The organism is Pseudomonas sp. SWRI68, assembly GCF_014269165.1.
Taxonomy (GTDB): domain Bacteria; phylum Pseudomonadota; class Gammaproteobacteria; order Pseudomonadales; family Pseudomonadaceae; genus Aquipseudomonas; species Aquipseudomonas capeferrum.
Genome location: NZ_JABWRU010000023.1, coordinates 1 through 22583 on the forward strand (window position 1 = coordinate 1; position 22583 = coordinate 22583).

A 22583-nucleotide genomic window follows, 5' to 3' on the forward strand; every position below is an offset into this window, starting at 1 on the left:
GCCTCGTCGGTAGAGGACTACGAAGCGCTGCTGCCGTGGAACTGCTCACCGGAGATGCAACGGTAAATCGAAGCTCCATCTGGCGGTAGGTGGGGTTCATGGATCGCACTCGTTGTGACAGCGGGGTGCGAGAAGCCGCCGGCACCGGAAGCCTGGTTCATGCAACCGTACGAGCCCAACTTGACCCAGCGCATGCTCAACGAATTATCGCCATCACCGACGAAGGTGACCGGGGGCTGATCGCATTGCAGGCCTGCCAGGCCTACGTACAGGAGGTGATTAGATAGTCAAACCGGCGAACCGGGTAGGTTTGGTCATCTGCCCGGGTCTCTAAGTGGCTATGAACGACTTGGTTTTCCCTTGCTGGGCTTAGGAGTTGTTCTGATATTAACGCCACCTGCGTATCGCTGATTAGTGTGTAACTCGATCCTGCTGTATACCCTCGCAGTTACTGGCTCTATGGAGGTGTCGCCAAAGTCAGGCTGCAAATCGGTATAAATGCGTGCTATGCCGAGGAATGAATTTGAAATCATTCCTTTCCTTATAAGGTTTTTAATTGCTTGGTCTAATGCGTGCATCTGTTTGCGACCAAAGGCTGATGCGCCAATGACAATGATTCCTCCAAGCTTGGAGTTAATTTGTTTTTTTGCTTTTTTTATTAGTTTGTTAAGGAAGTCTTCAAGTTTGTCGGGGTGTGGTGTTTTGTGCGGCCATTGAAGCTCTTTAGGTGTTTTTATCTCGAGCTGAATTCGTTCGGTTGCATTTATATTTATGTATAAATCAGCAGATGCTGAATTTTCTTTCGGAGTATTTGTGAATCCGATGGCATTGCCAGCATCCGTTAAATAGCTAGCTGTGACGAGTAAAGCGATAGTGTGATGGAATTCGACGATACTGGCTTTTGATAGAAGACTGATCAAAGGATGATGTTGCCAGCGGCGTAGTAAATCTCCCAGTAAATGAAGGTATGAAAAACCTGCCATGTCTGTTTGGTGGTCATGATGAAGGGTTTTTTCCATGATTACCCTTCTAATTTGTAAAATTCCCCACGCGGGTGGGTAGTTTAAATACATGGGGTTTTTGCACTCGAAGGCTCTTTGTGTTCTGGAGAGTGCTTTGTTTAGTTCTCCTTGGCTAAAGGTATTAAGTTCATCGGTAAACTGATGCATGACTTCCTCAGAGAATCCGATGCTGGTGCTGAAGGCAATCGTGTTGTTTGAGGGTTCAGACTGGATTGCTTCTTGGTCGCAAGTGAAGGAAACGCTTTCGGGTAATTTGAAGCACCCCCGGAGCGGGAAGTCGCCAGATGTCCCTATGGTAATTATACCATTGCTAGGAAAAGGCTCGTCACTAGGCCAGCTTGGAGTTCTGGTGATTCGCTGGCAAGAAAAGCATTTTATATCTAGACCAATTACCTGTCGCAAGCTTATATTTTTTAGTAACGGCTGTCCGCATTCGCAATTCAGCGTGTGATCGAACGAGCTTTCGAAAAGTGGCTCTTTCGAATCTTGGATTAGGATGGGCCTTATGTTGTCTAATGACATGTTCGAAGTGTCCACTTATTATTCTGCTTAATCAGGCTGCTTATTGGGTGGCAACATCGCTCTGGGCGCGATTCTTTCGTCAAAGACGGTCGGTTTCACTCTTTAGGCTTGTCGCGCTGCTCGATACCTTTGCGTTTTGGTTCAGGTAAGGCGCTATAGATTTCATCAGCTTCACGAGGGTCCGTAATGCAAGACTGGACGATCAAGTTCACTAGGCGAAACAACGCAAGCGCAAGTTCCGGGGTGTCGTTGAGGTCCATCGTGCCAGGATGAACCGCCTCGTTCCCGATCACTCTGATGCTATCAAGTGCTTTCTGGACCTTGGGGGATAGTCCTGTCTTAACGAGAGTGCCAATTTGGTTATTGATGTCACCTTTCTTACCGACTAAATGGTTGCAGAGCTTTTCGACCACGAGCCGGAGCAGTGCTGCAGATCCTCTGGGAGACGTTTCCCAAATTAGACGAGCTTCTTCGTAGTCGCTTCGGATATCTTCAGGCATGTCAGGGTGGTGAGCTGGAGCGCTAGTGGCAGTGGGGAACAGCATCGTTCCTTTAAGCTGCGTGCCCAAGCCGACCTGTACAAAATATCGCCGCCAGATTGAAACCTCATCGCAACTAGAGCAAGCCGCTAAGCTGACGTCATCAGCCACTTTGCTCCAAACCATGTGAGCAAATGCGCCACATGTTGGGTGCGGACAATGAAAGCGCTCACTGTGAAAGGTTGGTGGGGTATGTTCCCTCGACATACACTGTTCTCCTGAAGCTAGCTTCTGTATTTGGATGGAAAGGGTTTATGGTTATGAATGTACGACATGTTCAAATTTGTTCAGGTTAGCTATGTGGATGTCTTTGATAGGCTGGAAAGCCAGGTGCCAATTTGATCTTTGGCTAGGATAAATATTATTATAAGAAGCAATGAGTAAAGTACGTTTCCTACTATGCCTGAAAGAATTGACCAACCGAACGATTTTGTTGCAAGCTCTTTTTTCAAGCTTTTCAGCTCGTTTTCTACATGCTCCGAAATGGTGTCTTCCGCAGCCCGGACGTGTGCGTTAACGCTAGCGTCAGATAGTAGGATGGTATTGATTAGGGCGGGTGTTAATGTTGGATCTTTTGCCAGAGTTTCATACTGCTGGCAATATACGCTAAACGCTAAGTCACGAGTGCACGAGTTTATTTTGTTTTTGGAGCAGTGTTGTTCAATGATCTCGTATGGCGTCGGCATCATGCGATCTCCGACTGCGTAGGCGAGGATCGTTGCCAGTCTCGTGCAAGTCTGTCTAATTGGATGTATAGAGCGGGTGCGGTGCCCTGACTTCGTGATACATAGACTAGCTTGACCACGGTGAAATAAAATTTAGGAAGTGCCTCGCCCAACCGTTCATAGGCTAGCCGCTCATCGTAAACACCTGCTCTAATACCAATGGCCAAGTTTTCAAAATAGTCTAGAGCCCCAAAAATCTTGCCGACGTTTCGCTGCTCCATGTTATCGGTACCACTAAAGTCACTCCATAAGACTTTTGTCAGGATTGGAGATACGTGCTCAGGGATTTGAACCGCCGCCAGGGTTCGCTGAACTCTCAGCGCCCTGTTTTCGAGTTCATAGGAGCGCCATAACCGTCCCAGAACGATTGCAATAACAAAGGTACCTACAGCAGCCATAGCGCTAAGGGCAAAGCTCGCTGCCTCTAAATAGTACATCGGTATTCCTGCTGGGTTGAGAAGGATCATGATGATAGCAAAGCGCCGGCAAGCGAGGAGAAATTCATCGTAACCGCGATTGAGTAGGTGCTATCGAAAGCGTGGCTGGTGGTACAAAATTTGTACTAGAGTCAATTCTGTCGCTCAGATCCCTTGTAGAGTAAGGGGTCTAGGAAGATGGTCCCAATCCATCGTCGGCGCGGATCATGGAGCCCAACGGCCCAGTGATCGCGGGATCGCTCACGACCGCAAGCGTGCTACCCCGGACGAGATAGCCTCAGCGTGGATATTGAGGGTGGCTAAAGCGGCCATGACGCTTTCATGTATGTGAACTGAGCCGCGATGGCTCGCCCATAGCGAGAGCTCCTCCAGGGCTGCTCTGATGGCGACCTGATTCAGGTGCCACAGCTAAAGAGTGCCAGCTTGTAGTCGAGGCTTGGTCATCCATGCGCATGCTACAGGTACGAGAATTCTTAGGGCAAATTTAGGGCAGATTCTAGGGCCTGCTAGGCCTAAGCAGGCCATCCGCTGAAGCAATAATAACCGTGTATGCTGGCCTCCTGAGGCCTATTGAGATCCTCGGGCGGGTTCAAATCCCTATCCCAGGTCAAAGTAGGAACATGGGGGGCGCGGCTCGGCCTTCGTGAACAGGGGCGGGCTCTCCTAGGGACAAAATGCGGCAAATCATGCACCATTCAACTCCAATCTTTGCCCGTGCACACGCTGATACCAGATGCAAGAAGGCGCCGAAGCCCCGATAGTGCGGGCCTCGGCGCCTTTTTCTGTTCCTGCTGCAGCGCAATTGGGATGTGTTTTGGGCTTGGCTAAACTAGCATGATTTGTATAGGTTGAAATTGTGGTTGGCTTGATGGCCTATTTAACGAACGAGGGATGACATGACTTGGGAACTTTCCAATCCAGCAAAGCAACGTGAGCTCGAGGTGAAATTCAAATCCCATGGAATTTCATTTGAGAATGTTGGGTTTTGCGATGATCCAAACTTTATCAAGCAGGAACGAAAAGATTCGCGCTATCTGGAGTTGTACGCACAGTATGTGGAAGTAAAAAGCTACACCCCTGAGTACTTAGAAGAAGCCCGTAGAAGAATCGACATAGCAGCAGAGGTGCTGAGGGCGGAGGTCGAGCGTGATGGACGTATGGGGGCATGTGTCGATACATCTGGCATGCTTGGGCGGATGTTAGATCGCTTGGGTGTCTGGAATTATGTGGCAAAATCATGCCTTACTATTAATTTTCCTAGTGGTTCTGGAGAGACTGCTCGTTATTTCTGGACTTTTGATGTGGGTGAGTTTGCTGCGCCACATGCCATTGTTATCGCGCCCCCATATTGCATTGTTGATTTGACAGTTAAGCAGCAACCATATAATCCCAGGCAAAGCTCCATGCTGCCGTCGATAGTTCTGGAGGATAGTTTTACAAGAGACACCTGGTTGCCAGAAGATTTGGCAAACCATGGACTACTCAGCGAATTGCGTCGCCGGCAAATACCGTTTGATAAATTCCTCAAACAGCAGAACCCTGGGATGGCATCGGTGATTCAACACCTTCCTCCGCGCATTTCAGAATTCAAAGGTGCTCATCTGAAGTACGTCATCGTAGCGGTCGGCGGTTTCATTGAGCCGCTGGAGGGGATCGAGGGTTACAAACCCAATGGACGGTTAGCCCATTCGATTTTTGAAAGTGACGTTCTGCCTCTCATTGGCAAGGAAGGCTTTGCGTGAAGCGAGAACCGTAGAATGAGTAGAATGGTACAAAAATGGTACGCGCTTAGAGGAAGCAGCCTGAAGGGTGCGAAAATACTGGCCTTCAGGAAACGCCTGCCCAATCCATCATCGGCGCGACAGAAAACCTCCTAACGACCAAATCGCCTGAGGTTGCTGGGGTTTCTGCTTGTTTCAGTGGCATTTTGGGGTCTCTGTTTGTCGTCGCTTTTTCCGGTTCTTGCTGGTTTTGCTACAGGCGTTGCTTCTGTTTAGCAAATCAGCCATGGAGCAAATCCGATGGGAGCCATCACGCAGCGCAAGCGCAAGGACGGGTCATCTGGCTTCACAGCCCAGATCCAAATCATGAAGGAAGTGGCGGCAGTTTATCAGGAAACCCAGACCTTCGATCGCAAGCGCAGAGCCCACTTCTGGATCCGGAATCGAGAGGCCAAGCTCTACGAGCCGGGCGCGATAGCGGAGGCGAAACGCCAAGGCATCACTGTTAAGCCGATGATCGAGCGGGCAAGCTGAAATGACCGCGGCGCCGGTCGATCAGAACAGGCGCCGCATGCAATCCAACTGACCTGCTGCCGTTAGCTATTGCTGTTGATGCCGGCCAGGATGTTAGGCATTTTCTGGTACAGCTTCACAGAACCGGTATTGCTCAGGTGGCCTGGATCTCGGTAGATCGGGACGCCATCGATGATGGTTTTGCACGACTTGGCATCACAGAGTGCGTCGGACAGGTAGATCACCTTGGCACCGAGGCTAGTCTCGGCGTACTTCATCAGGTTGAGCACATTTTTGTGGGAGCGCTCGAACAGCTTCCTGTCGAGCAGGCATTTGCTGGATTGATTGGTGAGCGATGGACTGGCCATTTCGGCCTGAATGCAGCTCACGATGGTGGTGTTGATGGGGGGCGGCGGAGAAATGATGACTACCTGCTTACCCAGTGCCTTCAGCTTCTCGACGACCACCTGCATATCCTTCATGGCGCGCTCTGGGGTCGACTTTTCAATCTGCATTACCCCGCTGGTGTCGAAGGAAATCGACTCGAAGGTGTCTTGCATGTACTGGCCATAGGAGCCGGCCAGGATAACGGTCTTGATCGACGGGGTGTCGCTGATGAACTTGAAGGTGCTGTCGTTGAAGCCAACGCACTGACGCGCTTGCGCTTCGAAGTCGCTGCGCTTGGTATTGGGCGCTGTGTTCAGGAAGGGCGCACAGGCACTGCGGGTGGCTTGGCGGATATCAATCTTCTGCGCTTGCGACAGTCCAGGGATGTTGTGCATTGCATAGGAATCGCCCCACACGATGATCTTCGGATCTTGCGAGGTCCGGCACTTCTCGGTGTCTTTATAGATATTGGTGCCGCAGGACCGGTCGAGGCCGTAGTTAGGTGCGAACAGCTTCTCGATCTTCTCCGCCGACTGGACCTTGAGGAAGGAATGCGAAAGGCCGAACAGTGCCAGGGTAAGGGCAGGGAAGACGACCAGCGATGGCTTGAAGCCGTACTGCATAACCCGGAAAGGCTTTTCCACCAGGTTGTACAGTGCGATGGCCGTGACCAACGAAGCGGCTAGCAGGGTCGCTTTCACCGTCATGCTCTCGGTGCCGATTGAGGCGTTCGCGATCGCGATGATTGGCCAGTGGACCAGGTACAGGGAGTAGGAGATGTCGCCCGCTTTCTCGATGGGTGTCCAAACCTTGCTGTTGATCAGTCGGTGATTCGCCAGAAGTACGATGGCAGTGGCGAAGCAAACCACCACTGCGTCAAGGCCAGGGTGCGACAGGCCAGAGTTGACGAAGGGCGATGCCAGCAGCACGGCGAACGCAGGCACAGCCAGCTTCGACGTGACGTTCTTGACGGCGGCACTGTGCACGAGCATGGACGCAATGCTGCCGATCAGCAGTTCCCACGCCCGGGTCGGAAGCAGATAGAACGCTGCCGACTGGTTACTCAAGGACAGGTACAGGCAGCCAACGAAGCTGGCGATGGCCAGCACCACCAGGATCTTCCGCCAGTGCCTGGCCGGGGTGAAGGCCAGCAGCGCTGGGACAAAGAAGTAGAACTGTTCTTCAACCGCGAGCGACCACATGTGCAGTAAAGGCTTGGTCGCAGACTCAAGGTCGAAGTAACCCGCCTGGCTCAACAATACAAAGTTTGTGGAGAAGGTCAGCGCACCGATGATCTGTTGCTTCAGCGATTCAATCTGCATGGGTGGCAGGAAGAGTTTCGCCGCAATGATAGTTGCAAGGATCGTTACGAACGAAGCAGGCAGCAGGCGTTTGGCGCGGCGAAGATAGAATTCTTTGAAGGAGAACTTATCGCGCGCTAGTCCTCTTGAAACAATTGATGTAATCAAGAAGCCAGAGATGACAAAGAATATGTCTACGCCCAGATATCCATAGTGGAATCCCGGGATAGCCAAGTGTTCTAGAACGACGAATAAGACGGCAAGCCCGCGTAAGACTTGTATATCAACCCTGATAGTAGACATCGAGATCCCGGTTTGTTTTTCTGCGACAGCCGGAAATTGTATCCACAAATCCACCCGGAACCAATGACTATCGGAGTTGTCAGCGCACCCTTTCGGTGGCTCGGACCGCGATGCTGTCGCGCTGCATGGAAATCGTCCCTGCGCCCTGGCGCAGGAACGATTTTGCTAGGTGCCTAGCCAGGCAAGCTCATATGCAACAACGGAAACGGCCGCCCCTCGCCATCCAGCGCAGAGCGCCCCGTTTGCACAAACCCGTAATGCAGATAAAACCCCACGGCCTCGGGGTTCTGCTCGTTCACATCAACGCTCAATGCGCTGCGCGAACCGCGGGCGTAATCCAGCAGCGCGCGGCCAATGCCTTGCCCACGCAAATCGGGATCGATAAAGAGCATTTCCACATGGTGCTGATTCAGCCCGATAAAGCCCTGCGGGCAGTCGTCAGCATCGACTGCGACCCACAGCTCGACTGCGGGTAGGTAAACGTCGCGCAGCTGAGGTAGCAGCGCGTCTATGTCGGATGCCTGCAAAAAATGGTGAGTGGCGCGCACGGCGCGCAGCCAGATGTCGAGCAGCAGCGGGTGGTCGGCGGCGTTGGCCTGACGAATGATCATGAAAGCAACCTTTTGCACTTGATGACGGATAGCGGCACGCCATTGAGTGGCGACCGTATAAGTGTCGGCATCATGAATGCCCGCTTCGCGATTTAACGCCTGGGCGGTGCACAGCAGAGGTAGCCGAAAAGGAAGGGGCCGAAAAAATACTGGGCGCCGCAGGGGGCGTCAAGGCCAGAGCCCCTGCAAACACCACGTGCTCAGATCGAACACTGGTTCACCCGCGCGGTAAGCTGTTCGGCGCTATACGGCGATGGCTTCATGCGGCCGCTGTCGTTTGAACGACTGCGAGCCGCCGCATACTTGCCTCACGGCTAGGGTTTTGCCTTGGGTGGGGCGCACGGCGCCAAGGGCCAGGGGTATCCAATCGATCGGTGCCTTGAACACGGCCGATAGGGAACCATGTGCGCATGAACAGGACTTGCACATATGAATAATCAGATTTTGGCTCTTCCTTGTAGGACGCTTCTGAATAACCCTTTGCAGGCCATTGCGTCATTGCGATGGAAAGCTGAGCCCCCTAGTCTCGCTGGGTCGTTGCATATTCAACGACCGGGTCTGCAAGCCCGTAGCTTGGATTGGTCTCAGTGGCTGTTGGCTTTGCTCAATGGTGGCTGCGTGTGGGTGGCCCTCGGGCCAGCCGGGCAATTGACCTCCAAGTCCGGTCTTGCAGGCCCGCACGTAGCCGCCACCCATTCATCTGCAAGTGATTTGGCGACGGTCCGACTTTAATGTTGTCTGGAGGTTGTCATGCTCAAGATCGTCCCTGACCCACCTTGCTCCCCCGATGCCACTCATTACCTCGAAGACACCCTGATCCAGGCCACGGAGTACGTACTCTGCGCCTTGGCAGTCGCCCATCACGCCGTCTCCACGCTGCCCAAGTCGCCCGCCTCGATCATGACCCTGGCAGTCATGCACGAGATGGAGGCCGTGCGCTCATTGCTGGAATCGGCGGTTGCGCAGGTGCAACTGACGCAACGGCCGCAGATGCATACGTTGCATTGACGTTCACCCGTGCCGGGGCTGCCTTGCAGCCCTTCGCGGGTAACCCGCGCCCACTGGGTCGTCAACTCGAATGCAAAGGTTGTTTTCTGCGCGACAGCGCAAGGGGATTTGAAATGGACAAGACAATACCAGAAGGCACCGGCACGCTCGTTTTGACCGTAGGTTCAGCGTCGTGCATGGACGGCGTGATAAAGGGAAAGCGCCTGTTTCGCGTTGAAGCCGGCAACTGCTGCAACCATGCCATCGAGCAGGCCTCGCTGCTGCTGGATTGCTCACGACGGGCATCGTTCATCGGTGTGATGGACGACGAACCTGTGCTGGTCTGGGCTTCGCACTTTCTTTGCGAAATGGCCAAGGCGCTGATGGATGATGCGCACATGGGTATGCGTAAACAACGCTGATGCGTCTCGGGGCTGTTGGCTGTTGCCCCCGCAACAGTGTTTCGCAAACAGTGCTTGAATTGGCTCGGGCGGCCAAACCCGTTAAGGTGTCGCCCCTCGCAAGGACTGCCCCGCTTCAGGACGTTTACGATGCCACTTTCGCCTAGTGCCACGCCGCCATTTGGCTTGCTCAGCGGTCGCCGGTTCACACCCGCTGCGTCACTCAAACCATTGCTTGAGGGGCATTCGCAACTGCTGGTTCCCGGCCCGGAAACGGTCTGGGCCATCGGCGAGGTCGACCTCGGTGCTTCGATGCACCTGCTGCGTTTCTATCTGGACGACGAAGACTATTGGCTGCAAGTGCTGATGAACGGTAGCGAAGTGGGTGATACCGTATTGTTCGGTTATCACAGCGCTGTACCGATCCGCGACGCGTCGCACCTTCAGCGCCTTGTCGGCAGCCAGTCCAAGGTCGGCCTGCCGATCTACGAACACGACGGCTACCTGTATTCCCGCCAGTGGGGCCAGGAGGCAGGCCAGGCCAAACTGGTTCCGTTGCACGAGCGCGTGACCAGCCCTGATGCGCGCTATGGCATCCAGCACCTGTCGATGCTCTACGCCCGCGATACCGGCCTGCCAGAGCGTCGCGAATTCCTGCTGCTGTCAGCGGAGGAGGACGAGCAGGGCAACGCCACTTTCACCACTTCGTTGGGCGTCACCCTACACCCCACGGACTTTCACGTAACCTGACAAGGACTCACCATGCTCGACGCTCTGCGCCTGTCGCTCAATGCCACTGCAGTGACTGGCTTCATCCTTTATATCAGCGTGGCACTGTTGCTGTTCTGGCTGTTCCAGTTCATCTATACCCGCCTTACTCCGCACCGCGAGTTCGCGCTCATTCGTGAGAACAACCCGGCCGCGGCCATTGCCCTGGGCGGCTCGCTGATCGGCTTTTCGCTGCCGGCCAGCAATATCATTGCCTACAGCGTCGGCATCCTGGACGTCGTGGCTTGGGTAGTGATTGCGGCAGTGGTGCAGTTGCTTGCCTTCGGCCTTACCAGCCTGGTGCTGCGCGGCCTGTCCAGGCGTATCGCCGCAGGCGAACTGGCCGCTGCCATCTACGCTGCCAGCGTGGCGATCAGCGTCGGCTTACTCAATTCGGCTTGCATGACCCCGTCGGCCTGACGCACTAGGAGCCCCCATGAAACCCCCAATGAGACGAAGCTCCGTCAAGCTGGTGCTGGCCAGCTCGCTGCCCTTGGCGTTGACCGCGTGCAGCCCGCAAGAGGAAACCTACACCGTCAGCCAGCAGGTGAACTACGGCAGTGTCGAAGCCTGCGTCAACGACAAGGTGCCGGAGAAGGCGTGCAACGATGCCTACAAGCAGGCGCTGGCCGAGTACCGGCGCACCGCCCCGACCTATGTATCGAAGCCCGACTGCGAAGCCGAATTCGCCCCTGACGGTTGCCAGATAGGCGCCGGTGGCCGTTTCATGCCCCGCATGAGCGGGTTCGAGCTGGACACCGCAGGCGAAGTCACCCAGTCCCAGGTCGATGCGGCCCACGCTCAGGGCGGCGGCTATGGCCACGTCGCCACCGCCGTGGTCGCTGGCATGCTGCTGGGGCAGATGACCAACAGCGCCGACCGCCGTTATCGCGCGCAGCCGCTGTATACCTATCGCGACGGCGCCGGGCAGCGCAGTGGCCTGCTTGGGCAGCGTTATGGTGTGGCCGGGGGCATTCAGCGCACCAACAAGGACGAGCAGAGCAGCAGTGGCGGTTCGTCCGGCGGGGGCGGTGCTGGCTATGGCGCGTCAGGCCGCACGGCGTCGCGCTCGGCCGTCTCTGCGTCCATCTCGCGGGGTGGCTTTGGCAGCCAGGCCACGGCCCGCAGTGGCTGGGGCGGCAAGTCCGGCAGCTTCTTCGGGGGGTAGGCATGCGCAAGGTCGAGCTCGCAGAGCGCCCAGGCTGGCGCGCCACTGCCCAACAAGAGGGCTTTGCCTTCCACACCCTCGATGGCGAGCGCTACTGGGACGAGCGGGGCTACTACCAATTCAGCCAGGCCCAGGTCGAGCGCGACTTGCAGGCCCCGACCGAAGCACTGCACGCGATGTGCCTGGACGCCGTTGATCGTATCGTCGACAGCGAGGCGCTGATGACGCGCCTGGCCATTCCTGCGGCATTCTTCGACCTGGTGCGGCACTCGTGGCTAGCGCGGCAGCCGCATCTGTATGGGCGCTTTGACTTCAGCTATGACGGCCATGGCCCGGTGAAACTGATCGAGGCCAACTACGACACGCCTACCTCGCTGTACGAGGCGGCGGCGTTCCAGTTGATCTGGCTTGAAGAGCAGATCCAGCGGGGCGTTCTGCCCGCGCATGCCAGCCAGTTCAATACCCTGGCCGCAGACCTCATTCAGGCGTTTGCCGCGCAGCAGGGGCAGGGCACGTTCTACTTCTCGACCATCTCGGGCTCGGTAGAGGACCGTGGCACAACGGACTTTTTGCGCAAGATGGCCGCGCACGCCGGTATTCCCACCCGGCATATCGACCTGGAGGACATCGGCCTGAATGGCGAGGGGCGTTTCGTTGACCTGGAGGGGCAGCCGATTCAGCGCTTGTTCAAGCTGCACGCCTGGGAGCACATTTTCCACGAAGCCTTCGGCAAGGCCATCCCAGGTTGTGACACGCAGTTCATCGAGCCGCCGTGGAAGGCGCTGATCTCCAACAAGGGCATCTTGCCGTTGCTGTGGGAATGGCACCCAGGCCACCCCAACCTGTTGCCGGCCTTCATCGACGATAACCCTTCGCGGCCTGTGCCCAAGGGCTGGGTACGCAAGCCGTATTTCTCGCGGGAAGGGGCCAATGTGGACATCCGCACCGGCGAGGGGCAGCGGGTGTTCGAAGACGGGCCCTACAACGATGCGCCGTACATCCTGCAAGGGTTTGCGCCGTTGCCCAGGTTTGCTGACAGCTACACGCTGATCGGTTCGTGGGTAGTCGGTGACACAGCGGCGGGTATCGGCATCCGTGAGGATGACTCACTGATTACCAAGGACAGCTCGCGGTTTTTGCCGCATGTCGTGCTGGACTGACGGGCCGCGAAGCGGGGCAGCTGAAACCCCCTGAACCTCACGTCGGTTTCAGGATGCGCCTGGTCGTTCGCATGCAACCCTGCGCCGCCACAAGTGCCATGCTTGCAGGATGCCCTCGGGCCAGTGCGCGCAGACGCACGGCCATGGGCAAGGAGGCTGCCGACACCACGCAACCGTGACGTGGCCGGTACGCCGCAGCAGAACACGCCGGCCCCTGCCTCTACAACGCCAAGGCAGGGTCCGTGATGCCGAGGTCCGCTGTATGCCTGATGAACTGCTCCACCTGCCTTTGATCCACAGCATCCTGGCCCGTGAAAAGGAGACCCCCGGCGCCCTGTTGCCGATCCTTCACGCCATTCAGCAAGGCATCGGCTTCGTCCCCGATGCCGCTGTCGCCGAAATTGCCCATGCCCTGAACCTTAGCCTGGCCGAGGTGCGTGGGGTGATCAGCTTCTACCACGACTTCCGTACCACGCCGCCTGCACGCCATACCTTGCGCCTGTGCCGGGCCGAGTCATGCCAGAGCCGTGGCGCCGAGGCCTTGGCCGCGCAACTGCGCGACCAATTGGCGCTGGACGACCATGGCACCAGCGCCGACGGCGCCATCAGCCTGCGCCCGGTGTACTGCCTGGGCGCCTGCGCCTGCTCGCCAGCACTGGAGCTGGACGGCCAATTGCACGCACGCCTCACGCCTGAGCGCCTGCGTGCCCTGGTAAACGGTTGCCTGGAGGGCGAAACATGTTGAAGGTGTTCATCCCCTGTGATTCGGTAGCCCGCGCCGTGGGTGCCGACCAGGTTGCCGAGGCCGTGCAGCGCGAAGCCGAACGTCGGCAGTTGGCGGTCGATATCCAGCGCACCAGTTCGCGTGGCCTGTACTGGCTGGAGCCGCTGCTTGAATGCGAAACCGCACAAGGGCGCCAGGGTTTCGGCCCGGTCACGGTGCACGATGTGCCGGCGCTACTCGATGGCTTGGCAGGCGAGGCCCACGAGCATGCCCTGGCCTTGGGGCCGGTTGAGCAAATCCCTTATCTGAAAAGCCAGCAACGCCTGCTGTTCGCCCGGGCCGGGGTAACCCGGCCGCTGTCGCTGGACGACTACCGTGCCCACGGCGGCTTTGCCGGCCTGGAACACGCGGTGGCGCTGGACGGCGCCGAGGTGGTTGCCGCAGTGCTTGATTCCGGCCTGCGTGGCCGTGGCGGTGCGGCGTTCCCGGCTGGCATCAAATGGCGCACCGTGCGCGATGCCGGGGCTGGGCAGAAGTACGTGGTCTGCAACGCCGACGAAGGCGACTCCGGTACCTTCGCCGACCGTATGCTGATGGAAGGCGACCCGTTTCTGCTGATCGAAGGCATGATCATCGCCGGCCTGGCCGTGGGGGCCGACAAAGGCTACATCTACGTGCGCTCGGAATACCCCGACGCCATTCGCGTGCTCGACCAGGCCTTTGCCATCGCCCGTGACGCCGGCTACCTCGGTGTGAACGTGGCCGGCAGCGGCAAGGCCTTCGACCTGGAAGTCCGGGTTGGCGCTGGCGCTTATATCTGCGGCGAAGAAACCGCGCTGCTGGAGTCCCTTGAAGGCAAGCGCGGCATCGTCCGCGCCAAGCCGCCCTTGCCGGCCCTGCAGGGCCTGTTCGGCTTGCCGACCCTGGTGCACAACGTACTTACCCTGGCCTCGGTGCCGATCATCCTGGCCAAGGGCGCGGCGTTCTACCGCGACTTCGGCATGGGCCGTTCGCTGGGCACCATGCCGTTTCAGCTGGCCGGCAATATCCGCCACGGCGGCCTGGTGGAGCGGGCGTTCGGCCTGACCCTGCGCGAGCTGGTGGAAGGCTATGGCGGCGGTACCGCCAGCGGCCGGCCACTGAAGGCCGCGCAGGTCGGTGGGCCGCTCGGTGCCTGGGTGCCGCCCAGCCACTTCGACACGCCGCTGGACTATGAAGCCTTCGCCGCCATGGGCGCGATGCTCGGCCACGGCGGTGTGGTGGTGGCCGATGACACCCTCAACATGGCCAGCATGGCGCGCTTCGCCCTGCAGTTCTGCGCCGAGGAATCCTGCGGCAAGTGCACGCCCTGCCGCATCGGCTCGACCCGTGGCATGGAGGTGGTGGATCGGCTGATCGCCAGCACCGATTTCACCGAACGCCACGACCACGCCCTGCTGCTGCGCGACCTCTGCGACACGATGCAGTACGGCTCGCTGTGCGCCATGGGCGGGATGACGGCCTACCCCGTGGCCAGCGCGCTCAAGTACTTCCCCGCCGATTTCGGTCTGACTCAGACGGAGGCCGCACAGTGATCAATTTTTTCGACCCCGAGACCGATCTTGGCACCCCGGCCCGCGACAGCCAGGTGCAGGTCAGCCTGAACATCGACGGCCGCGCCATCAGCGTGCCTGCCGGTACCTCGGTGATGCGCGCCGCCGCCATGCTCGGCACCAGCATTCCCAAACTGTGCGCCACCGACAGCCTTGAAGCGTTCGGCTCGTGCCGCATGTGCATGGTGGAAATCGACGGCATGCGCGGGTATCCCGCCTCCTGTACCACCCCTGTCAGCGAAGGCATGGTGGTGCGCACCGAAACCCCGCGCCTGGCCGGGCTACGGCGCAATGTGATGGAGCTGTACATCTCCGATCACCCGCTGGACTGCCTGACCTGCTCGGCCAACGGTAACTGCGAACTGCAGACCGTCGCCGGCCAGGTGGGGCTGCGTGAGGTCCGCTACGGCTACGACGGCGCCAATCACCTGGCTGAGAAGAAGGACGTCTCCAACCCGTACTTCGACTACGAACCCAGCAAATGCATCGTCTGCAGCCGCTGCGTGCGCGCCTGCGAAGACATCCAGGGCACCTTTGCCCTGACCATCACCGGGCGTGGTTTCGACTCGCGGGTGGCGGCGGCTGGGGGCGATAACTTCCTGGCCTCCGAGTGCGTGTCGTGCGGTGCTTGCGTGCAGGCGTGCCCGACCGCCACCTTGACCGAAAAGAGCCTGGTGCAGCTCGGCCAGCCCGAACGTGCGGTGATCACCACCTGCGCCTACTGCGGTGTCGGCTGCTCGTTCCGTGCCGAGATGAAGGGCGACCAGTTGGTGCGCATGGTCCCGGACAAGAACGGCGGCGCCAACCATGGCCACGCCTGCGTCAAGGGCCGCTTCGCCTGGGGCTATGCCACCCACCCGGACCGCATCACCAAGCCGATGATCCGCAAGCGCCTCGAAGACCCGTGGCAGGAAGTCAGCTGGGAAGAGGCGGTAAACTACGCAGCCAGCGAGTTCCGGCGCATTCAGCTCAAGTACGGGCGTGATTCGATTGGCGGCATCACCTCCAGCCGCTGCACCAACGAAGAGGCTTACCTGGTGCAGAAACTGGTGCGCGTGGCGTTTGGCAACAACAACGTCGACACCTGCGCCCGGGTGTGCCATTCGCCCACCGGCTACGGCCTCAAGCAGACCCTCGGTGAGTCGGCCGGTACCCAGAGCTTCGATTCGGTGATGCAGGCCGACGTGGTGCTGGTGATTGGCGCCAACCCCACCGACGCCCACCCGGTGTTCGGCTCGCAGCTCAAGCGCCGCCTGCGCCAGGGCGCGCGGCTGATCGTCATCGACCCACGGCGCATCGACCTGGTCGACTCGCCCCACGCCCGCGCCGAGCTGCACCTGCAACTGCGCCCTGGCACCAACGTGGCCATGCTCAACGCCCTGGCCCATGTGATCGTCAGTGAAGGCTTGCTGGCCCAGCGCTTTATCGACGCGCGCTGCGAGACCGAGGACTTCGCCCGCTGGCGCGACTTCGTCAGCCTGCCAGAGAACGCGCCGGAAGTACTCGGCCCGGTCTGCGGCGTGCCTGCCGAGCAGATCCGCGCCGCAGCCCGGCTGTACGCCACCGGCGGCAATGCGGCCATCTACTACGGCCTGGGTGTCACCGAGCACAGCCAGGGCAGCACTGCGGTGATGGGCATCGCCAACCTGGCCATGGCCACCGGCAACATTGGCCGCGAAGGGGTAGGGGTGAACCCACTGCGTGGGCAGAACAACGTGCAGGGTTCGTGCGACATGGGCTCGTTCCCGCACGAACTGCCCGGCTACCGGCATATCTCCAACGAAGGGGTACGTGCCGAATTCGAGCGGGCCTGGGGCGTGACCTTGCAACCCGACCCGGGCCTGCGCATTCCCAACATGTTCGAAGCGGCCCTGGATGGCAGCTTCAAGGCGCTGTACTGCCAGGGTGAGGACATTGCCCAGAGCGACCCCAACACCCAGCACGTCACTGCGGCCCTGCATGCCATGGAGTGTGTGGTGGTGCAGGACATCTTCCTCAACGAAACGGCCAAGTTCGCCCACGTGTTCCTGCCGGGCAGTTCGTTCCTTGAAAAGGACGGCACCTTCACCAACGCCGAGCGGCGTATCTCGCGGGTGCGCAAGGTCATGGAGCCGCTGGCCGGCAAGGCCGACTGGGAGGCCACGGTGGCCTTGGCCAACGCCTTGGGCTACCCGATGCAGTACCGCCACCCGTCCCAGATCATGGACGAGATCGCCCGCCTGACGCCGACCTTCCACCGCGTCAGCTACGCCGAACTCGACCGCCATGGCAGCCTGCAGTGGCCGTGCAACGATGCCGCGCCCGATGGCACGCCGACCATGCACATCGACCAGTTCGTGCGCGGCAAGGGGCGCTTCATGCTCACGGGTTACGTGCCCACCGACGAGAAGGTCAACAGCCGCTACCCGCTGTTGCTGACCACCGGGCGTATCCTCAGCCAGTACAACGTTGGCGCCCAGACCCGGCGCACCGGCAACGTTGCCTGGCATGATGCCGACCGCCTGGAGCTGCACCCGACCGATGCCGAGAGCCGTGGCATTCGCGACGGTGACTGGGTGGGTATCGGCAGCCGTGCCGGGCAGACGGTGCTGCGCGCCAAGGTCAGTGCGCGGGTGGCGCCGGGGGTGGTGTACACCACGTTCCACTTCCCTGAGTCTGGCGCCAACGTGATCACCACCGACAACTCCGACTGGGCCACCAACTGCCCTGAATACAAGGTGACGGCGGTGGAGGTGGTGAAGGTGTTCCACCCGTCTGAATGGCAGAAGCGCTACCAGGACTTCAGCGACGAACAGCGCCGCCTGCTCAAGGAGCGCCGCACCGCCGAGCAACCGGAGAACGCCGAGGTGCGCCGATGAGCAGCGACAACCTGGTCAAGATGGCCAACCAGATTGCCCATTATTTTGACAGCGAACCGAACCGGGTGCTGGCGGTGCAGGGGGTGAGGCAGCACTTGCAGAGCTTCTGGACGCCGGCGATGCGCCGGCAGTTGCTGGCGTGGAGCGAGGCCAATGGCGGGGAAGGCCTGGACCCAAAAGTGCGTGAGGCGCTGACCTAGCCCTTCGCGCGAGGCAACGCCTTGCCTGTGTAGGAGCGGCCTTGCGTCGCGAAAGGGCCGCATAGCGGCCCCGGCGATTTTTGCTGCGACACAGAACCTGGGGCCGCTACGCAGCCCTTTCGCGACGCAAGGCCGCTCCTACAAAAGCATGTTGATGCTGTGCTGGGCTACTCGCGGGCCAGTTCTGTCAGGTGGGCAATCGCTTCTTCGCTCTTGAGCACCAGCACATCCCCTTCGAGCGAGTCGAGCACCACCTCCGACGTATTGCCGATCAAGGCACCGGAAATCCCCGTGCGGGCCACCGTGCCGATCACCGTGACCACGGCGCCGAACCTCTTCTCGGTATGGGGTATCAGCACATCGGCCGGGCCTTCGGCGACATGCAGGCGTTCATCGCTGATGTCGAACTCGGCCTGAAACGCGCGGCAGGCTTCGCGGTAGCGCTCTGCAATGGTCTCGCTGAGCTGGTAGACCGGGTCCGCAGCCGACAGCATGGGGGAGGGGTGTGCACTGATGACGTGCAACTGCCCTTTAGCCAGGCCGGCAATGGCATAGCCATGGTCGATGATGCTTGCGTGCAACCGGCGGTGATCCTCATCCTGGTTGCCGACATCCACGGCCGCCAGAATTACCCCGCCCGTCCATGGCCGCTCGGTTTTCACCATCAGCACCGGGCTGGGGCACAGGCGCAGCAGCTTCCAGTCGCTGGGCGTCAGCAGTGCTTTTTTCAGGGGGTTGTCCGGCCGGTGCTCCTTGATGACCAACTCGCAGCCTTCAGCTTGCTGCACCGCGATGATCGACTCGTGAAGGGTGTCGTGCCAGGCCTGCTCAAAGGTCACGTTGTCATACCCGTCATCGTGCAACTGGCTGCACAGCAGGCTGAGCAGTGCGCTGTGGTCCTGCTTCTTGTCACACATCAACAGGTGCAGGCGCGCGCCGGTCACCCCTGCGATTAGCTTGGCGCGGGTCAAGGCCCGGCTATGGGCATGCGCGGGGTCGAGGACGACGAGGATGCTGCGGACGGCTTGCATGGGCTTGAGCTCCGTTCAAAGATGGCGGCCAATGCCTGACTATAGTCGGCGCCCCACCCGCCGCCGCTTGATGTACATCAAGCATAGTCACTGGCGCTGCCGCTTGCCGCCGGTATAATCGCCGGCCCTGCCTGTTCTGTCTGGTTGCACGTTTATGTCCTTGATCCCCGAAATCGACGCCTTTCTTGGCTGCCCGACCCCAGATGCCTGGATCGAAGCGGCGCTTGCCGACCAGGAAACCCTGCTGATCGACCACAAGAACTGCGAGTTCAAGGCCGCCAGCACCGCCTTGAGCCTGATCGCCAAGTACAACACGCACCTGGACCTGATCAACATGATGTCGCGCCTGGCCCGCGAGGAGCTGGTGCACCATGAGCAGGTGTTGCGCCTGATGAAGCGTCGGGGTGTGCCTTTGCGCCCGGTGTCGGCCGGGCGTTATGCCTCGGGCCTGCGCCGCCTGGTGCGTGCCCATGAACCGGTCAAACTGGTGGATACCCTGGTGGTGGGGGCTTTCATCGAAGCACGCAGCTGCGAGCGCTTTGCCGCACTGGTGCCGCACCTGGATGAAGAGCTGGGTACCTTCTACCACGGCTTGCTGAAAAGTGAAGCGCGCCATTACCAGGGCTACCTGAAGCTGGCCCATCAGTATGGTGAGGCAGCGGACATCGCCCGCCGGGTGGAGCTGGTACGTGAGGCCGAGGCCGAACTGATCCAGTCACCGGACCAGGAGCTGCGCTTCCATAGCGGTATCCCGCTGGCGCAGGCCGCCTGAAACCGGTCAGGCGGCGCTGCGGCCGTTAGCGCTGCTTAGTAACGGCGGCCCAGCAACAGGCCGACCACCAGGCCGAAGCCTGCGGAAACGGCAACGGTCTGCCAGGGGTGGCCGCCGATGTAGTCCTGGGTGGCATCCACCACCGGCTGGGCCTTGTCACGCACATTGCTCGCCGCCTGGCGGGCCTGGCGCAGTTTCAGGCTGACTTGGGCGCGCAGGGTTTCTGCCTCCTCGCCAACCAGGGCTGCGCTGTCGTTGAGCAGCTTTTCGGATTCTTCGATCAATGCCTGCAGTTCGCTGAAGACCTGATCCTTGATCTGATCGCTGGCGGCTTGTGCGGCGTTTTTTCGGGCCATGAACTCATCCTCGTCAATGGGGGGGTGAACAATGGATGCCGGCGCGTCGGGAAAGTTGCGCCGGCTTTCCGGTGACGCATCGCTACGGTGTAAGATAGCGGCCATTTTCAACAGGCAGGTACCTTCATGAGTTTCAATCTGGCCAACAAGAGCTTCGAGGAACGGGCGCAGATCGAGGCAGAGAAGGCGCGGTTGTTCGAAATGTGGCAGAGCAACCTGGGCAAGGCCAAGGGCGAAGCGGCCCGGCTGATTTCCGAAAAGCCACGGCGCAAGGGTAAATGGGCCGAGTGGGTGCGTGCCGAGCTTGAAGGCATGTCGCCGCCCGAATACGCCAGCATGGTGCGCAGTGAGGTCAACAAGATGATGGCCGCCGCCAACAACAGCCGCTGAGGCTGTCTACCTGCCAGCGCCCGCAGCCGTCGGCAAATCCAGCGTGCCTTCGTCGGTGAAGCGGACGGTGCCCAGCCACCCGCCTGCCAGTTTGCCGCGCAGTACATAGGGTAGCCCTTGCAGCGAATTGCGCTGGCCCAGGCCATAGGCCTGGCGCAGGAAGGAAAACGCGGTGACGCTGACCGGCACTACGATCACTGCCTCGTCGAAACGGCCTATATGCCCCTGCTGGTCACTCACACCGGCGGCCAGCGGCTGGCCGTTGACCTGCAGGTCGAGCGCGATGCCGTTGTAGTCGATCGGGGTTTCGTTAGGGTTCTGTACGCGTATTTTCACCGCCATGCGCAGTTCCAGCTCCTGGCCGGGCAGCGGCTCGATGCCAATCACGCTGATGTTGAGCGGGTCGCGCGCCTGGAACAACGCACAGGCGCTGAGGCCGAACGCCAACAGCAGTACCAGGCAGCCGCGGGCACAGCGGTGCAAATGGGCAGTCATGGGTTGCAACCTTGCCAGAAGAATTCAAGCGTCAGTGTGGCAAATGCTCTCTGACGTTGAAAGTGGCGTGCACAATGAAAGATACTGTTTCTCATTAACGCCCGACAATTCCTCTTACTGGCCTTTCTCCTACCTCATGCTGACGTCTCCCGTGTCTGGTCTGCTGGCGAGTTTCCAGGAGCACTACGACGACCTCCTGCAGTTCCTGACCCGGCGCATGAGCGATCGCCAGCGCGCCGCCGACGTCGCGCAGGAGACGTACCTGAAGCTGGTGAAGATCGACCAGCAAGCGGTCCCGGTGCTGCATGCGCGCAGTTTCATCTTTCGGGTCGCGGGCAACCTGGCGATCGATGCCTTGCGCCGTGAGCAACGCAACGCTGCCCGTCACGATGACAGCGATGGCACAGGGGAGGTGGCCTGCCCGGCGCCGGCGCCCGAGGCGGCGTTGCTTGCCCGCGAGCGCCTGCAGATACTCGACGAGGCGCTGTTGCAGCTGCCCAGCAACGCCCGCCAGGCGCTGTTGCTCAACCGCATCGAAGGCCTGACCCAGGCACAGATTGCACAACGGCTGGGCGTTTCCGAAAGCATGGTGGCAAAATACATCGGCCAGGCACTGCGCCATTGCCGTGACTGGCTCAAACACAACCATGACTGAGCCTTACGCCATGCCTGCAGCCCAACCGCTCAGCGACCTCAGCGACGATGCTATCGATTGGCAGGTGCTGTTGCACGCGGGCAATGCCACGGCGGCGGACGACGCCCGCTATCAGCGGTGGTGCGCATTGAGCCCGGCGCATGCCGAGGCGGCGCGCGAGGCGCAAGCGCTGTGGCAAGACATTGGCCACACCCCGACCGCCCAGGTTGTCGCGCCACCACCCGTTCGGCGCCGACGGCACTGGGCGGCCGGCTTGGCGGCCTCGGTGGTGGTGTTGGCCGCAGGCTTTACCGGCTGGCAGCAGGCCCCAATCTGGCTGGCGGACTACCACACCGGGCTGGGGCAGCGGCAGGCTATTACCCTGGCCGATGGCTCGCGGGTACTGCTGAACAGCGGCAGTGCCTTGACGGTGGCATTTACCGAGCGTGAGCGCCGAGTGGTACTCAATGCTGGCGAGGCCTTGTTCGAAACGGCCAACGACGCACGGCCCTTTGTGGTCGATACCGCAGGCGAGGCGGTGCGGGGCACGGCGGCGACGTTCAGCGTGCGCCGCGATGGCCGCGTGGTGCTGGCCCAGGGCGAGGCCACGGTGGGTGAGCGCAGGGTGCCGGTGTCGCCCGATGCCAGCGCACAGACCGCCTGGCAGCGCGGCAAGCTGATCTTCAACGGCAAGCCGCTGGGGCAGGTGCTGGCAGAGCTTGAGCGTTACCAGCAGGGGCGCATTTTGCTGTCCGATACCACGCTGGCCGCCCTGGAAGTGAGCGGGGTGTTCGACCTCGATGAGCCCCAGGCACTGCTGCGTACCTTGGAGCAGCGTTATGGCCTGAAGGTCACCTACCTGCCCTGGTTGGCCGTGGTGCACTGAGCCTGCAAAAAATAATCGAAATATTTTTCATCTGCCGCTGCAAGTTCATGCAGGCCAGATCGTCGTAGTGGGACTGATCA

Annotated in this window: 23 protein-coding genes and 3 pseudogenes; 17 read left to right on the plus strand and 9 right to left on the minus strand. The window is 59.7% G+C overall.

Annotated features, from left to right (window positions below):
- Window positions 1-119: 119 nt before the first annotated feature.
- A pseudogene (locus HU770_RS27170) lies at window positions 120-287 on the plus strand (lysis protein); the annotation flags it as partial.
- Window positions 288-338: 51 nt separating this feature from the next.
- On the opposite strand, the gene HU770_RS23240 reads toward HU770_RS27170, so the two are convergent.
- From HU770_RS23240 to HU770_RS23250, 3 genes are all read right to left on the minus strand, one after another.
- The gene (locus HU770_RS23240; RefSeq protein WP_186665719.1) at window positions 339-1169 is read right to left on the minus strand and encodes a hypothetical protein; all 831 of its coding nucleotides are present in this window, start codon (window positions 1167-1169) and stop codon (window positions 339-341) included.
- Between the two features lie 470 nt (window positions 1170-1639).
- On the minus strand, window positions 1640-2194 hold the full coding sequence (locus HU770_RS23245) for a DUF4145 domain-containing protein (RefSeq protein WP_346014126.1): 555 nt from the start codon (window positions 2192-2194) through the stop codon (window positions 1640-1642).
- A gap of 574 nt (window positions 2195-2768) precedes the next feature.
- A complete protein-coding gene (locus HU770_RS23250; RefSeq protein ID WP_186665723.1) occupies window positions 2769-3245 on the minus strand; it encodes a hypothetical protein in 477 nt (158 codons plus the stop codon).
- An 896-nt stretch (window positions 3246-4141) separates the two neighbouring features.
- Between HU770_RS23250 and HU770_RS23255 the strand changes: the two genes are divergently transcribed.
- A complete protein-coding gene (locus HU770_RS23255; RefSeq protein WP_186665725.1) occupies window positions 4142-4987 on the plus strand; it encodes a hypothetical protein in 846 nt (281 codons plus the stop codon).
- Between the two features lie 279 nt (window positions 4988-5266).
- Entirely contained in the window at window positions 5267-5500 is a 234-nt protein-coding gene (locus tag HU770_RS23260) for a hypothetical protein (RefSeq protein ID WP_238338560.1), read from the plus strand.
- A 62-nt stretch (window positions 5501-5562) separates the two neighbouring features.
- Here HU770_RS23260 and HU770_RS23265 read toward each other — a convergent pair whose 3' ends face one another.
- The 3 genes and pseudogenes from HU770_RS23265 to HU770_RS23275 all read right to left on the minus strand — a co-directional run.
- A complete protein-coding gene (locus HU770_RS23265) occupies window positions 5563-7470 on the minus strand; it encodes an acyltransferase family protein (protein ID WP_186665727.1) in 1908 nt (635 codons plus the stop codon).
- A 173-nt stretch (window positions 7471-7643) separates the two neighbouring features.
- On the minus strand, window positions 7644-8081 hold the full coding sequence (locus HU770_RS23270) for an acetyltransferase (protein WP_186665729.1): 438 nt from the start codon (window positions 8079-8081) through the stop codon (window positions 7644-7646).
- A 200-nt stretch (window positions 8082-8281) separates the two neighbouring features.
- Window positions 8282-8486: pseudogene (locus HU770_RS23275) on the minus strand (arsenical resistance protein ArsH); the annotation flags it as partial.
- Window positions 8487-8831: 345 nt separating this feature from the next.
- Here HU770_RS23275 and HU770_RS23280 point away from each other — a divergent pair.
- From HU770_RS23280 to HU770_RS23325, 10 genes are all read left to right on the plus strand, one after another.
- The gene (locus HU770_RS23280) at window positions 8832-9089 is read left to right on the plus strand and encodes a hypothetical protein (protein WP_033700369.1); all 258 of its coding nucleotides are present in this window, start codon (window positions 8832-8834) and stop codon (window positions 9087-9089) included.
- Entirely contained in the window at window positions 9086-9490 is a 405-nt protein-coding gene (locus HU770_RS23285; RefSeq protein WP_238347543.1) for a DUF3077 domain-containing protein, read from the plus strand. The genes HU770_RS23280 and HU770_RS23285 overlap by 4 nt, the downstream gene beginning before the upstream one ends.
- A gap of 129 nt (window positions 9491-9619) precedes the next feature.
- Complete coding sequence (locus tag HU770_RS23290) at window positions 9620-10219, plus strand: DUF2491 family protein (RefSeq protein ID WP_095065265.1); 600 nt, start codon at window positions 9620-9622, stop codon at window positions 10217-10219.
- Between the two features lie 12 nt (window positions 10220-10231).
- Window positions 10232-10657: a DUF350 domain-containing protein gene (locus HU770_RS23295; protein ID WP_033700365.1), complete on the plus strand. Its 426-nt coding sequence runs from the start codon at window positions 10232-10234 to the stop codon at window positions 10655-10657.
- Between the two features lie 28 nt (window positions 10658-10685).
- Complete coding sequence (locus tag HU770_RS23300) at window positions 10686-11405, plus strand: DUF1190 domain-containing protein (protein ID WP_186665731.1); 720 nt, start codon at window positions 10686-10688, stop codon at window positions 11403-11405.
- Window positions 11406-11407: 2 nt separating this feature from the next.
- Entirely contained in the window at window positions 11408-12565 is a 1158-nt protein-coding gene (locus HU770_RS23305) for a glutathionylspermidine synthase family protein (RefSeq protein WP_186665734.1), read from the plus strand.
- Between the two features lie 262 nt (window positions 12566-12827).
- Complete coding sequence (locus HU770_RS23310) at window positions 12828-13310, plus strand: formate dehydrogenase subunit gamma (RefSeq protein WP_033700360.1); 483 nt, start codon at window positions 12828-12830, stop codon at window positions 13308-13310.
- A complete protein-coding gene (locus HU770_RS23315) occupies window positions 13304-14863 on the plus strand; it encodes a formate dehydrogenase beta subunit (RefSeq protein ID WP_033700359.1) in 1560 nt (519 codons plus the stop codon). The genes HU770_RS23310 and HU770_RS23315 overlap by 7 nt, the downstream gene beginning before the upstream one ends.
- Window positions 14860-17739, plus strand: coding sequence for a formate dehydrogenase subunit alpha (gene fdhF, locus HU770_RS23320; RefSeq protein WP_033700357.1), 2880 nt, complete (start codon window positions 14860-14862; stop codon window positions 17737-17739). Before HU770_RS23315 ends, fdhF begins: the two co-directional genes overlap by 4 nt.
- Window positions 17736-17939 (plus strand): formate dehydrogenase subunit delta, encoded by a 204-nt coding sequence (locus HU770_RS23325; RefSeq protein WP_033700355.1) that lies wholly within the window; start codon window positions 17736-17738, stop codon window positions 17937-17939. The genes fdhF and HU770_RS23325 overlap by 4 nt, the downstream gene beginning before the upstream one ends.
- A gap of 167 nt (window positions 17940-18106) precedes the next feature.
- On the opposite strand, the gene HU770_RS23330 is transcribed toward HU770_RS23325, so the two are convergent.
- A complete protein-coding gene (locus HU770_RS23330) occupies window positions 18107-18970 on the minus strand; it encodes a universal stress protein (RefSeq protein WP_033700353.1) in 864 nt (287 codons plus the stop codon).
- A 154-nt stretch (window positions 18971-19124) separates the two neighbouring features.
- Here HU770_RS23330 and miaE point away from each other — a divergent pair, with 154 nt between their 5' ends.
- The gene (gene miaE / locus HU770_RS23335; RefSeq protein ID WP_047583899.1) at window positions 19125-19742 is read left to right on the plus strand and encodes a tRNA isopentenyl-2-thiomethyl-A-37 hydroxylase MiaE; all 618 of its coding nucleotides are present in this window, start codon (window positions 19125-19127) and stop codon (window positions 19740-19742) included.
- A 35-nt stretch (window positions 19743-19777) separates the two neighbouring features.
- On the opposite strand, the gene HU770_RS23340 is transcribed toward miaE, so the two are convergent.
- Entirely contained in the window at window positions 19778-20098 is a 321-nt protein-coding gene (locus tag HU770_RS23340) for a DUF883 family protein (RefSeq protein WP_033700349.1), read from the minus strand.
- A 126-nt stretch (window positions 20099-20224) separates the two neighbouring features.
- On the opposite strand from HU770_RS23340, the gene HU770_RS23345 reads away from it, so the two are divergent.
- A complete protein-coding gene (locus HU770_RS23345; RefSeq protein ID WP_186661176.1) occupies window positions 20225-20488 on the plus strand; it encodes a hypothetical protein in 264 nt (87 codons plus the stop codon).
- 6 nt (window positions 20489-20494) lie between these two features.
- On the opposite strand, the gene HU770_RS23350 is transcribed toward HU770_RS23345, so the two are convergent.
- A complete protein-coding gene (locus HU770_RS23350; RefSeq protein WP_186661177.1) occupies window positions 20495-20983 on the minus strand; it encodes an LEA type 2 family protein in 489 nt (162 codons plus the stop codon).
- A gap of 136 nt (window positions 20984-21119) precedes the next feature.
- Between HU770_RS23350 and HU770_RS23355 the strand changes: the two are divergent.
- Both HU770_RS23355 and HU770_RS23360 read left to right on the plus strand, forming a co-directional pair.
- Window positions 21120-21623: pseudogene (locus HU770_RS23355) on the plus strand (RNA polymerase sigma factor); the annotation flags it as partial.
- A 7-nt stretch (window positions 21624-21630) separates the two neighbouring features.
- The gene (locus tag HU770_RS23360; RefSeq protein ID WP_238347544.1) at window positions 21631-22503 is read left to right on the plus strand and encodes a FecR domain-containing protein; all 873 of its coding nucleotides are present in this window, start codon (window positions 21631-21633) and stop codon (window positions 22501-22503) included.
- Window positions 22504-22583 lie beyond the last annotated feature (80 nt).